Origin of the sequence: Mesorhizobium sp. M7A.F.Ca.US.014.04.1.1, from assembly GCF_003998745.1 — a bacterium.
GTDB lineage: Bacteria > Pseudomonadota > Alphaproteobacteria > Rhizobiales > Rhizobiaceae > Mesorhizobium > Mesorhizobium ciceri.
Window position 1 is genome coordinate 1 of sequence record NZ_RZRW01000094.1, and the last position, 13984, is coordinate 13984.

Annotated in this window: 11 protein-coding genes and 1 pseudogene; 3 read left to right on the forward strand and 9 right to left on the reverse strand. The window is 62.9% G+C overall.

Going from position 1 to position 13984, the window contains the following annotated elements:
• From EOA22_RS09145 to EOA22_RS09185, 9 genes are all read right to left on the reverse strand, one after another.
• On the reverse strand, window positions 1-362 hold a 362-nt coding region (locus EOA22_RS09145), incomplete at its 3' end, for a LysR family transcriptional regulator (RefSeq protein WP_164755330.1).
• A 124-nt stretch (window positions 363-486) separates the two neighbouring features.
• Window positions 487-1986: a sugar ABC transporter ATP-binding protein gene (locus tag EOA22_RS09150; protein ID WP_063167477.1), complete on the reverse strand. Its 1500-nt coding sequence runs from the start codon at window positions 1984-1986 to the stop codon at window positions 487-489.
• A 3-nt stretch (window positions 1987-1989) separates the two neighbouring features.
• The gene (locus EOA22_RS09155; protein WP_063167478.1) at window positions 1990-3084 is read right to left on the reverse strand and encodes a hypothetical protein; all 1095 of its coding nucleotides are present in this window, start codon (window positions 3082-3084) and stop codon (window positions 1990-1992) included.
• Window positions 3081-5198 (reverse strand): SMP-30/gluconolactonase/LRE family protein, encoded by a 2118-nt coding sequence (locus tag EOA22_RS09160; RefSeq protein WP_063167479.1) that lies wholly within the window; start codon window positions 5196-5198, stop codon window positions 3081-3083. Before EOA22_RS09160 ends, EOA22_RS09155 begins: the two co-directional genes overlap by 4 nt.
• 12 nt (window positions 5199-5210) lie before the next feature.
• Window positions 5211-6227, reverse strand: coding sequence for a sugar ABC transporter substrate-binding protein (locus EOA22_RS09165; protein ID WP_063167480.1), 1017 nt, complete (start codon window positions 6225-6227; stop codon window positions 5211-5213).
• 33 nt (window positions 6228-6260) lie between these two features.
• Window positions 6261-7259: an ABC transporter permease gene (locus EOA22_RS09170; protein WP_013533137.1), complete on the reverse strand. Its 999-nt coding sequence runs from the start codon at window positions 7257-7259 to the stop codon at window positions 6261-6263.
• Window positions 7260-7607: 348 nt separating this feature from the next.
• Window positions 7608-8432 (reverse strand): alpha/beta hydrolase, encoded by an 825-nt coding sequence (locus EOA22_RS09175; protein WP_024502416.1) that lies wholly within the window; start codon window positions 8430-8432, stop codon window positions 7608-7610.
• Between the two features lie 10 nt (window positions 8433-8442).
• Window positions 8443-9924 (reverse strand): NAD-dependent succinate-semialdehyde dehydrogenase, encoded by a 1482-nt coding sequence (locus tag EOA22_RS09180; RefSeq protein WP_063167481.1) that lies wholly within the window; start codon window positions 9922-9924, stop codon window positions 8443-8445.
• A 16-nt stretch (window positions 9925-9940) separates the two neighbouring features.
• Window positions 9941-11167, reverse strand: coding sequence for an iron-containing alcohol dehydrogenase (locus tag EOA22_RS09185; protein WP_063167482.1), 1227 nt, complete (start codon window positions 11165-11167; stop codon window positions 9941-9943).
• A 176-nt stretch (window positions 11168-11343) separates the two neighbouring features.
• Between EOA22_RS09185 and EOA22_RS09190 the strand changes: the two genes are divergently transcribed.
• From EOA22_RS09190 to EOA22_RS09200, 3 genes and pseudogenes are all read left to right on the forward strand, one after another.
• Window positions 11344-12045: a GntR family transcriptional regulator gene (locus EOA22_RS09190; protein ID WP_013533133.1), complete on the forward strand. Its 702-nt coding sequence runs from the start codon at window positions 11344-11346 to the stop codon at window positions 12043-12045.
• Window positions 12046-12056: 11 nt separating this feature from the next.
• The gene (locus tag EOA22_RS09195; protein WP_127389934.1) at window positions 12057-13649 is read left to right on the forward strand and encodes a sugar ABC transporter ATP-binding protein; all 1593 of its coding nucleotides are present in this window, start codon (window positions 12057-12059) and stop codon (window positions 13647-13649) included.
• Window positions 13637-13984: pseudogene (locus EOA22_RS09200) on the forward strand (ABC transporter permease); the annotation flags it as partial. The gene EOA22_RS09195 and the pseudogene EOA22_RS09200, both read left to right, overlap by 13 nt.

A 13984-nucleotide genomic window follows, 5' to 3' on the forward strand; every position in this document is an offset into this window, starting at 1 on the left:
GGATAGCGCAACTTGAATGTCGCCAGGATATCGCCCAGCCGGCTTGCCGCGAGCGTCGGGGCGCAGGCGATCTGCACTTTGCCCTTGCGACGAGCGGCGACCTCCGTCAGGCGGTCGAGGCTGGTCTGCACCTGTGACATCACGTTGGCGATCTCCTCGAACAGGATCTGGCCTTCCGGCGTCAGGCTGGCACGCTGTGCGGTGCGGATGAACAGCGAGATGCCGATCTGCTCCTCAAGGTCGCGAATCTGCATCGAGACCGCCGATGGCGAACGGTTGCTCTCCTCGGCAGCACGTCGGAAGCTGCCGTTTTCGGCGGCAAGCAAGAACGTCTGCAGAAGTTTGAGGTTGACGCTGGGCATATCCGCTCGGGCAGGGTGATCTGACCCCTGACCTATTCAGACGCGGAACCGATTGCAAGGCAATAGGGCAGGCCAGACATTGGTCCTGGCTTGGCCGGCAAAAGTGTCTCTCTTGTCGAGCCGCTCAATGAACCGCGGCGAACATGACGCGTTCCTCGGTGGCCTCCGAAAGCATCATCTCCTCGACCACGCGGCCGCGCTTGACCACCAGAATGCGATCCGAAACGGCGAGAATTTCAGGCAGGTAGGACGAGATGACAACGACGGCCATGCCTTGCTCAGCGAGATCGCTGATGAGCTGGTGGATCTCGACGATGGCGCCGACGTCGACCCCGCGTGTCGGCTCGTCGAAGATCACCAGCCTCGGCTTCTGAATCAGCGATTTGGCGATCACGACCTTTTGCTGGTTACCGCCGGAGAGCTCGATCATCCGGGCTCGGTCGCTGGTCTGCCGCAGGCTCAGACGTTCGCCCCATTCGCGGGCAAGTTGCCTGGCTCGCGCCAGCGACACCATGGAGACGGGATTGGCGCCCTCGGTCAGTTCACCCATTTGCAGGTTCTCGCCCGCGGTCATGGTTTCGAAGAAACCGTCGACCTTGCGATCCTCGGTGACATAGACGATGCCGTCGCGCACCGCAGGCCTGGGCACCCGATAGCGCACCGACTTGCCGAGCAGGCGGATCTCGCCGCCGTGGAAGATGTTGCGCTTCAACAGTCCGGCGACGACCTTGGCCATTTCGGTGCGGCCGGCGCCGACAAGGCCGAACATGCCGGTGACCTGGCCTGAAAACACCGAGAAGGAAGAGTTGCGCACCAGGCCGGCGCAGGACAGATTCTCGACCGAAAGCACCTTGTCGCCATAGGGGCGCGCCGTGCGCTTGACCTCGCCATGCAGCGTTTCGGTGAGCGTGCGGCCGACCATGGCCTGCACGATCGAGGCGCGGGTGAAGCCCTTGGCCTCGCCGGACGCGACGATCTCGCCATCGCGCATGACCGTGATGCGGTTGGCGACGGCAAGCGCCTCTTCCAGCGCATGGGTGATGAAGATGACGGCGATGCCCTCCTTCACCAGCCGCTGCAAAAGTTTGAAGAAGTGGCTCTTCTCTTCAGGCGTCAGCGTCGCGGTCGGCTCGTCGAAGATGATGACGCGGGCCTTGTGGTGGACGGCGCGCGCGATCTCCACCATCTGCTTGTGCGCCGCGCCCAGCGTGCTGACCTGCGCGGACGGGTCGACCTGGAAGCCCATGCCGGCGAGGAACTGCCGCGCCTGAATGTAGAGGCCGCGCAACCGGTTGAACATCTTCTCTTCGCCGAGATAGAGATTCTGCGCCACGGTCATGGCCGGCACCAGGTTGGTTTCCTGGAACACCATGGCGATGCCGGCGCGCAGCGCTTCGGCGGGCGTGGCGAAGGACACATCCTTGCCGTCGAAGGTCATCTTGCCCTCGGTCAGCTTGAAGACACCGGCCATGACCTTGGTCAGCGTCGACTTGCCGGCGCCGTTTTCGCCGAGCAGCGCGTGGATTTCTCCTTTGCGCAGGTCGAAATTGACATTCTTGAAGGCCGGAATGCGCGCGAATGCCTTGGCGGCATTCCTGAGTTCAATGATGTTGGCGTCCGACATCGCTTAGCCTCGCTTGCCGCTGGCGGCGCTCGCCACGCGCACGATCCTCGATCCGCCGCGCGAGGCGACCAGCAGATCATCGCCCAGCTCGCAGGCGCTCAGCGTCCCGTGCACCTTGCCGTCTGCGCGCGAATGGAAACTCGACAGCGGCTTCATGTTCTCGTCGCAAAGAACCACCAGCCCGTAGGACCTTGTCACCGCGTATGGCTTCAGCACGTTCATCTGCTTCAACTGGCTGCCTTGCATGGGCTCGCGATAGTCGCGCCATGAGCCGAGCGACGGCGCCATCCAGTAGGCCTCCGGGACTTCCGCCAGCATGCGGGTGCGGTAGGTCTCCTCGCGCAGGATGAACTCCACCAGTTGGTTGCGCACGGAATAGAAGGTCAGCCAATAGCCGGCGTTGAAGGCCGGGGCGATGCGGGCGGGGTAGGCCGGCAGATGCTCCAGCACGGGCAGCGTCGCCGTGGTGGCAAGGTCGATCGCCAGCACGCGGTGGCGCCAGGCCTCCGAAACGTAGATGCGGTTGGAGCCGGTGGTGGCGATGCCGGCCGGCCAGGCCAAGCCGTCCCTGACAAGCTCCAGCCGGCCGTTTTTTAGATCGAGCCGCCAGACCGAACCGGACACGCTCTTCTGCATCAGGTCGCGACGCCAACTGCTCGCCGGCACTGAGGCCGAACCGTTGGCCACCAGCAAGGTGTTGCTGTCGAGGAAGGTGAGAGCGGTGATGCAGGAGAGGCGCCGAGCCTCCTCACCCGTCGCCTCGCGCCCGTCATGCAGGCCGCCGTGGACGACGACGCCCTTGCCGTCGATGGCCATCGCGGTCATGCCGCGGGCATGGGCGAGTGCGGTGATCTCGCCCGGAAATTCCTGCAAGGTTTCGGCATGGCCGTCGGCGCTAAAGCGCATCAGCCGGTTGGCGCTGCTTGCCAGAATGCCCTTTTCGGTGCGTACGAGATTGTCGGCCTCGGCGAGGCCGGCGAACGGCTCGGCTTCCTCCAGTCCTTGGTTGGGCAGCAACGGCCCGTCGAGCGTCGGCACGGTCACTGCCCACTCGCCACGGCCGAGAAAGCGGTCAAGAAGCTGGCTCAAACCGCTCATGGCTTTTTGCCCCAGTAGGAATCCGAGCTGAACCAGTCGGGATCGACGCCTTTCAAGGGCAAGGTGCCCATGCGGTTGTTGAAGATGCCGCAGAGATAGAGGATGCCCTTGTGCTCGCGCATCGAGGTGATCATCGGATGCTTCTCGCCGGCCTGGTCCCACAGGCTTTCGAGGATCTGGCCGTTCTCGTCGAAGCGCAGCACGCAGCCGGTGTTGAGATTGGGCATCAGCCACGCGTCTTCCGATACGCGCCGCGCCATGCGACGGCGGAAGCTCGGCATTTCAAGCGAGAGATCCAAGGCCGGCGTGCGCATGCCCATCAGGGCCAGCCAGTAGGTACCGTCGGAGGCGCGGTTGATGTTGTCGGGATAGCCGGGCAAGCCCTCGATGACGCGCTCGACCTGGCCTTTCTTCGGGCCATCGAAATAGTAGCGGCTGATGCGGCAGGCCCAGCTTTCGGCGAACAGCACCGACTGGCCGTCGAAGGCCGTGCAGATGCCATTGGGGAAGACGAGGTTCGACAGCAGTGTGCGTGTCGAACCGGATTTGGGATCATGGACGATGATGCGTCCGTTGCCGCGGCTTTCCAGCGCGTCGGCATACCAGTCATGCATTTCGAAGCGCACTGTCGCTTCCGAGAAGACGATACGGCCGTCCGGCAGGATGTCGCAGTCGTCGGCGAGCTTCATGGTCGAGTCGTCGACCACCGAGGTCAGTGAGCGGTTGGTTTCGGCGGTCAGCAGCTTTACGTCGCCGGCCGGCGAGACCTGATAGAGGCCCATGCCAGCGACGCAGATGACGAGGTTGTCGTCGCGGTCGAAAGCCATGCCGAGCGGCGAGCCGCCAATATGTGCGAACACTTCGCTATCGGTGTAATGGGGCGGCTGGAAGCGCAGGATCTCGCCCTGGCGGCTGCCGGTGTAGAGACGGTCCTGCCGGTCGAAGATCACATCCTCCGCGCCATCGAGAACGCCGAGGCCGATGACGCCGACGTCCTTCAACCGGTCATTCACCGCCATTGGCGCGCCGGGCGCGGTCGAGATCGCCTGCGGCATCTTGGCGAAGGTTGGCGAGATGTAGACGCTGCGCAGGATCTTGTGGCGGTTCTTCACCCAGCGAACGTCGAGAAGCACCGACAAAAGCAGCACGATGCCGAGGATCAGGAAATTGACCGGGCCGGGCACGGCCAGCGCAAGCAGACTGTTCGACAGGACAAGCACGAAGACGGTGCCCATCAGCGCCTTGGCGACCGAGCCGCGCCCGCCGCCTAGCGAGATGCCGCCGAGCACGGTCGCGGTCAACACCTGCAGTTCGAGACCGGTGCCGATGTCGGAAGCGGCACTGCCGATGCGGGCCGAGAAGAAGAAGCCGGAGAGCGCCACCAGTACCGAGCACAAGACATAGGCGCTGAACAAGATGAAGCGCACATTGATGCCGGCATTGTAGGCAGAGCGGCGCGCGCCGCCGACCGCGAACAGCCGCCAGCCATAGCGGGCGCGCGACAGCACGAGATGGATGATCAGCGCGATGACGACGAACACCACAAAGGACGTCGGCACGCCCCAGATCGTACCGAAACCAAGAAAATCATAGGCTGGCGAGTCCGGACCGCTGGTGACGATCCGGGTCGAGACCTGGGGAAAGACGATGTCGAAGGTCGAGCGGTAGATGATGAGCGTCACCAGCGTGGTGAGAAACGCCCGCATGCGCAGAAAGCCAACCAGGAAGCCGTTGATGGCGCCGCAGACGACGCCGAGGCCCAGGCACGCCAACAGGCCGGTACCAAAGCTCCACTGCTCGACATTCATCCCATAGAGCGTGACCAGCACGGCGAGCGCGAAGGTCGACCCGACAGACAGATCGATGCCGCCTGACACCATGACGATGGTCATGCCGAGCACCACAAGGCCAAGCTCGGCGGTCTGGCCGCTGAGATTGGTCAGCGTCGCCAGATCGAAGAAGCCCGGCACGATCGAGCCGAAGATCGCGCACAAAATCACCAGCGCCGTGAAGGGGATGACGCTGTCGATCCACTTCTTGGTCAGGATCTCCCCGACCACGTGGTCGGGGAGCAGGCGGTAGCGCCAGCGCACAAGGCTTTCAGCCATGCTCATCAAGGAAGTCCGTTACTTGAGCTCGTCCAGCTTCCAGCAATTCCTGCCGGTCGCATTGGCCTTGTCGACGCGGGTGATCGGGCCGAAGAAGATGGTCTTCTCGCTGCCCGCCTGCCGGCCGGGCTGCTGCAGCAGCTCGGAAATCTGTTGTGCTGCGATCTCGGCCTGGATCGGGGCATTAAAGTTGAAGATCACGTCGAGCAGCCCGTTCTTGATGCTCTCGCAGCCCGTGGCGCTGCCCGCGCCATTGGTGACGATCGTCACCTGGTCCTGCTTGCCGGCGGCCACGACGGCGGCACCGGCGCCGACCTCAGCATTATCCCAGATGCCCATGATGCCGCACAGGTCCGGATGCTGCTGGAGGACCGTCTCGGTGATCTGGCGGGCCTCTTCGCTCATGTAATCGGCCGGCTGGTCGGAGACGAGCTGCAGCTCGGGATTGGCCTTCAGCACCTCGTCGATGCCGGTGCGCATGTAGATGTTGGCGGCACCCGTCTGGACGCCGGCGAGCCAGACCACCTTGTGCGAGACGGCATTGGGCCCGGTGCAGTGCTTGGCCAGTTCGCCCATTTCGAGACGGCCCATTTCGATCCAGTCGTTGCCGACATAACTGTCCGTCTGGGTGGCCGACTGCATGTTGACTTGCAGCACCTTGATGCCGGCCGCCTGCGCCTGTTTCAACAGGCGTGCGTAGGTCTGGACGTCGGGGTTCTGCACGATGATCAGGTCCGGCTTCTCGGCGATGGCGCCCTGCATGGCGCGAATGCCGGCATTGGTGTCGCCGGAGGGATCGCGCACTTCGAGGCTGAAGCCGTAGCGAGCGGCGTGACGCTGCCACACCACCACCCAGGCCTGGTTGAGGTCCATGCCCTGCGAGATTGGCACGAAGATGACCTTCTTGCCCTTGAGCGCCTCGAGATAGGTAGAGCGGCCGACCTGATCGGTTTCCTGCGCCGTGGCGATTTTCGCCGCGCCCAGCAGCGCCAGCGCTGTCATGCCCGCGAGCAGGCAGTTCTTGAACAACTTCATGGTATCCTCCCAGATTTATGTCTCGGTTCTTGTTCAGATGTCGCCGCTTTGCGAGGTCTGCTCGTCGCGCGGATTGATGATGGCGTCGATCGCCAGCGCGCCCAGCAGGATCACGCTCTTGATCAGGTTCTGGCTGGTGTAGCTGAAGTTCAGGATCGTCATGCCGTTGGTCAGGATGCCGACCAGGATGGTGCCGACGATGACGTTGCGTACGCCGCCCTGGCCACCGGAGAGGCCGATGCCGCCCAGCACGACCACCAGCAGCACGTCATAGATCAGGCTGGAATTGTAGAGGCGCGTGTCGATGCCGGTGACCAGCCCCAGCATGATGATGCCGGCGATATAGGCAATGAGGGCGCTGATGACATATTGCGTCACGATGATCGGGCGCGTCGGCAGCCCGGTCGTGCGGGCCGCGTTCGGGTTGTCGCCAGTAGCATAGACCAGCCGGCCGAAGCGGGTCTTCCTCAGGAAAAAGCCCATGAGCGCGGCCACCGCCGCGAAGATGATCACCGACATCGGGATGCCGAGGATGGTTCCGTTGCCGACGAATTTCAGCCAGCCGATATCGGAGGGGGCATAGAGCACGTCGGACGCAAAGACGATGCGGCCAGAGCCGTAGACCGAGGACGCGATGGCAAGGGTGGCGAAGATCGGCGGAATTTCGGCCACCGCCACCATGACGCCGGTGAACAGGCCGATGGCCGCGACCAGGATGGCCCCGAAGACGACGGCCAGCGTGAAGTCGACGCCCCAGGTGGAGATCCAAATACTGAAGGCGACGCCGACGACCATCACCGCCACCATGGTCAGGTCGATGCCGCGCCCAACGACGATGAGCCCCATGCCGACGGCCAGCGTGCCCAGGATCGAGACATTCTTGAGAATGGCAAGGATGTTGCCTTGGCTCAGGAAATTGTTGAGCGTCGCCGAGAACACCAGGAAGAGGACGGCCGAGATCGCGCCGACGACGAGTTCCTGGGACATTTTGATGCCCAAGCGCGCGGTGTCGGATTTGCCCGAACCAGCCAAGTCAATTCCTCCCTCGCTGCCGGTTTGAACCAGCGGCGTGCCAAAGCGGCCTTGCCCCAGGGCTTTGCCGCGACGACGTTCCTCCACAGCCCTAAGCCGGCTGCTTGCGTAAAGACCATCGCGGCTCAGGGCGGCAGGGGCAATTTCGATTTTCTGATGCGCTGTGCAGTTCGTCAGTGTGGAAAAAGAGGATGAGGAATCGTCGGTTGTGTGCTCTGCCGGATTTCACCTGTCGCAAAGCTCAGCCCGATGCCGGCAGCGTGCCGCGATCCCCGTGACGGTACTTTCCTGAGTGACGGGAATGTCAAGTAAGGCACAAGCGGGCCCTGCTCTCCCTGGGTTTCCGTCCTACAGGCCGTTTCCATCGATCATCGCCATCAGGCAATCGCCAGCTTGTGTGCCGCTGATGCCCAGATCACGCACGCTGTTCATGTGGTTTCGGTCATTCAGGCGGAGGTCGCTGACAGGGTGCCCCTGCGCGCGCAAGCGCTTTCCGAAGTCGGCGGCCTGCTGGTGAAAAGGTGACGTTTCCTGATCTCCGACGAGAATGGTCGCTGCCGTCTCCGGGTCATGCCACCGCGTCATTGGGGTGAAGGCAGCTGCCTCCTCATCGGTGATGCCGATTAACGGCTGGAGGAAGGAGGTCTGAAGGGGCTTGAGGTCGTAAAGGCCGCCTAGCAGCAGCGCCGCACGTATGCGCGACGGCATTGGCGCCTTTTCGAACAGGAATGTGGCCAGGTGCGCACCCGCCGAATGACCACTTACGCTTAGCCGGGCAGGGTCGCCGCCATGGGCGGCTATATTGTCCAGCACCCATTGTTTGGCACGCCGGATCTGGTCGACGATTGCCGCCATCCTGAATTCGGGCATCAGCGCATAATCGACGATGACCGCGATCGCCCCAGCTTTGGTGACTGTGTTCGCTACATAAGAATAGTCGCTTCTGGAGAACATGCGCCAGTAGCCACCATGGATGAAGATGTGCACGGGAAGATCCCTGCGCACACCGGGCGGAAAGAACAGGTCCAACCTTTCGGCCTCGCCCTCGCCATAGGCGATACCCGCCGATATCGGCAGGGTCGCCCGGGTTTCGGCGCTGCGAGTCACTATGTCGGCCACGATATCGTCAAAATCGGCCACATGGTCGCGCGTGCGGAAAGGGTCCTTTGACATGACTGCCGGTTCAGAAGGTGACGGCAATATATTTAGCCTCCATGAACTCGGCGATGCCGTGGTGCTGGCCGCCTTCGCGGCCAAGGCCGCTCTGCTTGACGCCTCCGAATGGTGCGGCCGGATCCGACATCAGTCCCCGGTTGAGGCCGATCATGCCGGCCTCGATCCCCGACGCCACCCGCATGCCGCGCCCAACATCGCGTGTGTATATATAAGCGGCCAGGCCATATTCCGTGTTGTTAGCATGGGCGATGGCCTGGGCCTCGGTGTCGAAGCGTGTGATAGGTGCCACCGGGCCGAAAATCTCCTCGTGCGCCATCTCCGCATCCGGCGGCACCTCGGACAGCACTGTTGGCGGATAGAAGAATCCTTCTTCCTCCGAAATCGCCCCGCCGCAAAGCACCTTGGCTCCCCGGCCCACCGCGTCCTTGACCAGGCGATCGATCTTGTCGACAGCCTTTCTGGTGATCATCGGCCCGCACTCGGTGTCGGCATTCGGGCCCGCCCCCACCTTAAGTGCCGCCATGCGCTTGCGGAGCCCGTCGGCAAAAGCATCATAGATTCCCGATTGCACATAGAGGCGATTGGCGGCGGTGCAGGCTTCGCCGGCGTTGCGCATCTTGGCGATCATCGCGCCATCGAGGGCGGCGTCGAGATCGGCATCGTCGAAGACGACAAACGGGGCATTGCCGCCGAGTTCCATAGAACACGAAATGACATGCTTTGAAGCCTCGCCGAGCAAGGTTCGGCCGACACCCGTCGACCCCGTGAAGGACAGCTTCCTGACCCGCGGATCGGCAAGCATGGCCGAAGTCAGCGGCCCGGGACTGGTCGTGGTCAGCACGTTGACGACGCCGGCAGGCACGCCGGCTTCGCTGTAGAGTGCCGCCAGCGCATAGGCCGTCAGTGGTGTTTCGCTGGCCGGCTTCAGGACGACAGTGCAGCCTGCCGCCAGCGCCGGCGCGATCTTGCGGGTCGCCATCGCGGCCGGAAAATTCCACGGTGTGATCAGCACGCAAATTCCGATCGGCTCATAATCGACCACGATCCGGTTGGTGCCGGATGGCGCGGTGCCGAATTCACCGGTGATCCGGACCGCCTCTTCGGCATTCCAGCGGAAGAACTCGGCGGCATAAGCCACTTCGCCGCGCGCGTCGCGCAGCGCCTTGCCGTTCTCCAGCGAGATCAGCATGGCGAGCGTTTCGGAGCGTTCGACCATCAGTTCGAAACAGCGCCGAAGGATTTCCGAGCGTTTGCGCGGCGCAGTTTCCCGCCATCTCCTAGCTGCTTTGGCCGCCGCCTCGACGGCGGCGGTGGCGTCCTCGACCGTCGCATCGGGAACCGCCGCGATCACCGCCCCGGAGGAGGGATCGACGACATCGATGAGCCGACCGTCGGAGGACGACCGCCAAGTGCCGTCGATGTAGAGTCCGTGCGAAAAACCGCGCACGTCATAGCCATCCTGGTCGAGTTGCTGAGTGTTCAAATTCATCGCTTTGTTCCGTTTCTCACATAACGCAGGCGGCGAGGTCGCCGTCATGGGCAGCCTGGACGAGGCGTCGCATCGTGCCGAGATCGAACGCACGCGGATTGTTCTTGATCAGGCGGTCGATGCCGAGCGCTTGCTCGGCGGTCCACTCAAGCTTATCGGCAGGGAGGCCCAGATCCGCCAATGTTGGCGTAATACCGATCGCCGCGAACAATCGCCTGATCTCCTCGATCGTGGCGGCTGCCATCGCGTCGGCGGTTCGCGCCTTGGCCTCCAAGCCAAGTGCCGCGCCGATCTCTGCCATCTCGTGAGCGGCGACGCGGCTGTTATAGGTCATCACGTAAGGCATCATTGTGGCCACGCCCAAACCATGGGCGGTGTGGGTGAGGGCGCCTGCCGGGTATTGCACGGCATGCGCCGCCGCCGTGCCGGCGGTGCCGAACGCGCAGCCCGCCGCCAGAGCGCCCATCATGACATCGGCACGCGCGTCGGCATCCGTGCCGTCGCTGCAGGCTTTCTCCAGACTCCGGCCAAGCAGCTTTATCGCGAGCAACGCGAAATGGTCTGTCAGCGCAGTCTTGCCGATGAAGACATGCTGTTGCGGCAGATTGGGATCTTCACCGCGCCGCATGGCGGTGAAGGCCTCAATCGCATGGGTCAAAGCGTCGGCGCCGGCGATCGCGGTCAGGCCAGGCGGACAGGTCATTGTCAGCTCGGGATCGCACAGAGCGACCGCGGCGATAAGGTGAGGGCTCGATATGCCGACCTTGAGCGTCCGGTCCGGGTCGGAAATCACCGCGACCGGCGTCACCTCGGAGCCGGTGCCGGCCGTGGTGGGTACGGCGATCAGCGGCAGTGTCTGACCCGGCACCTTGAACTCCCCGTAATAGTCCTGGAGCTTGCCGCCATGGCTGAGCAGCAGGGTGGCGCATTTGGCGAAATCGAGACAGCTGCCGCCGCCGATGCCGATCACCATATCCGGCCCGAACCCCTTCGCTTCCTCGACGCAGATGCCGACCGTATCGCGTGGCACGTCGGGCAGAACACGATCATGCACCAGGACCTCGATCGAGGCTGACTGAAGGGACTTGATAATGTCGGCGAATACCGTTGTGCCCGCGAAACGCTCGTCGGTGCAGACCAGCGCGCGTCGGCCGAACCGGGCGGCGACCGTCGGCAGCACATGGCGTTGCCCCTTCCCGAACAGGATTTCACGCGGCAACCGCAGGGCGGCGAAGAGGGTCATGATTGTTCCTTTGACGGCTGCTGACTGGAAACGGAGGCATTGAACTCGGTCTGGATCGGACGGTTTAAGAGTGTGTCTCTCGCACTTAAAAGATATCCGCTTTAAAATCGTATAGGATATAGGATTGCATCCGCGGAACCATCGTGTTAGCAGTCCTCACTGTCAAGAGGCAAAATATGCAGACCGCAAACTTACCCGACCCAAGCGACGCCAGCATTGGAGCTGGTCGCATCCAGCGCGCCAACAGTCTCGTCGAAGATGTCTATGAAGCCATCTTCGCGCAGTTGATGGCGCTGAAGATCCCCCCCGGCTCGCGCATCACAGTCGACAGCTTGGTCAAGGAATTCAACGTCTCGCACACGCCGATCCGGGAAGCCCTCGGACGGCTCGAAGGCGAAGGCCTGGTGCTCAAGACGCATCTGATCGGTTATCGTGCCGCGCCCCAGATCACCCGGCGCCGTTTCGACGAATTATACGAGATGCGTCTGCTGCTCGAGCCGCATGGCGCCGCAAAGGCCGCCGCAACGATGGACGACGCCAAGCTCGATCTGTTGCTCGAAGCTGCCGGCGTGATGTCACGCCGCGAAGGCAAGGATGATCGCGTGCGCTATTCGAATTTCGCCAGACAGGATGCGATCTTCCACGACAAGATCATGGAGTTTTCTCAAAACGAACTCATCCGTGAGACGTTGAGCCACCAGCACACGCACTTCCACATCTTCCGCCTGATGTTCCATGCACGCGTGACCGAGGAGGCGCTTGACGAACACGAGGCGATCCTTGCCGCGTTCGGCTCGGCCGATCCCGATGCCGCCGAAAAGGCGATGCGCATCCATATCGAGCACTCGCGCGATCGCCTGCTCCCGGCATTCGATTGAGGTCGGAACGGATGTCCATTGCCGCGAATATCGCCGGGGAGGGCGGGAGCACGTTGTCCAGCGAAGCGCCTGGTTCGCTTGAACCGGTGCTGCGCGCCCAGGAATTGTCCAAGCAATACGGCCCAGTGACGGTGCTGTCGGACGTCACCCTGGACGTCCTGCCGGGAGAGATCCATGCCATCATTGGCGAGAACGGTGCCGGCAAGTCGACGTTGATGCGGCTGCTGTCCGGCTATGTCGAGCCAAGCCACGGCACGTTGTCGATGAACGGACACGCGGTGAAATTTGCCAAGCCTGCCCAAGCACAGGATGCCGGTATCGCTTTGGTTCATCAGGAGATCCTGCTCGCCGAGGGGCTCACGGTCACCGACAATCTGTTTCTTGGGCGAGAGCTTTCGCGTGGCCATGTCGTGGATGACCGCACCATGCGCCGGCTGGCAACCGAGAAACTGGCGCAGATCGGCTGCGCGGTCTCGCCAAGGGCACTGGTGCGCGACGTTTCGCTGGCAGACCGGCAGATGGTGCAGATCGCTCGCGCCCTGCTTGACGACCACAAGGTGGTTATCTTCGACGAGCCGACCGCCGTTCTGACCGGTGGCGAGGTCGAGCGCCTGCTGGAGATCGTCCTGCAACTCAAGGCTCACGGCACCGCCGTGCTCTATATCAGCCACCGGTTGGATGAGGTGCAGCGGGTCGCAGACAAAGTGACCGTTCTGCGCGACGGCAAGATGGTCGGCACCTATCCCGGCAAGACGCTGAGCCAGATGGACATGGCGCGGCTGATGGTCGGGCGCGAACTGGCAGCGCTCTATCCTGAGAGAACCGCAGCGCCTTCGGATGTACCGATGCTGAGCGTGAGGAACGCCTCCGTTCCCGGCTATGTGGAGGACGTGTCGTTCACGGTCCACAAGGGCGAGATCCTGGGGTTCGCCGGTATGGTCGGCGCAGGCCGAACCGAACTCTTCGAGGGCATTATCGGCTTGCGCCCGGCGGCCGCCAAGGTCGAACTTGAGGGCAAGTCGATCCATTTCCAATCGCCGCGCGCGGCGATCGACGCCGGCGTCGGTTACCTGACCGAGGATCGCAAGGGCAAGGGACTGCTGCTGCAAGAGCACTTGGCGCCTAACCTGACGCTGTCGGCGCTCGATGTGTTCCATCCCGGCCTCTCGATGGGTCGGCGCCGCGAAGCGCAAGCCCTGGAACAGGCCGTGGAGACATATGACATCAGGCTGAAGAGCCTCGGCGCCAAAGCGGCCCAGCTTTCCGGGGGCAATCAGCAGAAGCTGCTGCTGGCGAAGGTGCTGCTGACCGATCCTTCGGTGGTCATTATCGACGAGCCCACGCGTGGCATCGACATCGCCAACAAGGCGCAGATCTATGCCTTCATCCAGGAGCTTGTGGCCAAGGGCAAGGCCTGCATCGTCATCTCTTCGGAGATGCAGGAATTGATCGGCATCTGCGACCGCATCCTGGTGATGCGCGAAGGCCGCATCACCGGCGAGGTCAGTGGCGCCGAAATGACCGAAAGCAATGTGGCGGTACTGGCGACCAGTGGCCCCAAGCCAGGGCCAAAAGCCAAGGGAGGCACAAAATGGCTGTCATGAGCGAATCCGCACCCAGGCGTCGCCCCCTCGATCTCAACATCAGTTGGACCGATATCGGGCCTTTTCTTGCGCTGGCAGCTCTGCTGGTGGCCGGTTACCTCATCAACCCCGATTTCCTGTCCGCCACCAACCTCGCCAACGTCATCACCCGCAGCGCCTTCATCGCCATTATCGCGGTCGGCGCGACATTTGTGATCTCGTCGGGGGGGCTCGATCTTTCCGTCGGCTCGATGGCCGCCTTCATCACCGGCATCACCATCATGTTCATGAACGCGGTGGCGCCGCATGCCGGCATCTGGGCTATTCCCGCCGGTATGGCGGCGGCGATTCTGGTC

What these genes read in the sequence shown, in the direction of transcription:
- EOA22_RS09150 (WP_063167477.1), bottom strand. Translation starts at nt 1,986, where the DNA reads ATGTCGGACGCCAACATCATTGAACTCAGGAATGCCGCCAAGGCATTC.
- EOA22_RS09175 (WP_024502416.1), bottom strand. Translation starts at nt 8,432, where the DNA reads ATGTCAAAGGACCCTTTCCGCACGCGCGACCATGTGGCCGATTTTGAC.
- EOA22_RS09180 (WP_063167481.1), bottom strand. Translation starts at nt 9,924, where the DNA reads ATGAATTTGAACACTCAGCAACTCGACCAGGATGGCTATGACGTGCGC.
- EOA22_RS09190 (WP_013533133.1), top strand. Translation starts at nt 11,344, where the DNA reads ATGCAGACCGCAAACTTACCCGACCCAAGCGACGCCAGCATTGGAGCT.
- EOA22_RS09155 (WP_063167478.1), bottom strand. Translation starts at nt 3,084, where the DNA reads ATGAGCGGTTTGAGCCAGCTTCTTGACCGCTTTCTCGGCCGTGGCGAG.
- EOA22_RS09195 (WP_127389934.1), top strand. Translation starts at nt 12,057, where the DNA reads ATGTCCATTGCCGCGAATATCGCCGGGGAGGGCGGGAGCACGTTGTCC.
- EOA22_RS09185 (WP_063167482.1), bottom strand. Translation starts at nt 11,167, where the DNA reads ATGACCCTCTTCGCCGCCCTGCGGTTGCCGCGTGAAATCCTGTTCGGG.
- EOA22_RS09165 (WP_063167480.1), bottom strand. Translation starts at nt 6,227, where the DNA reads ATGAAGTTGTTCAAGAACTGCCTGCTCGCGGGCATGACAGCGCTGGCG.
- EOA22_RS09160 (WP_063167479.1), bottom strand. Translation starts at nt 5,198, where the DNA reads ATGAGCATGGCTGAAAGCCTTGTGCGCTGGCGCTACCGCCTGCTCCCC.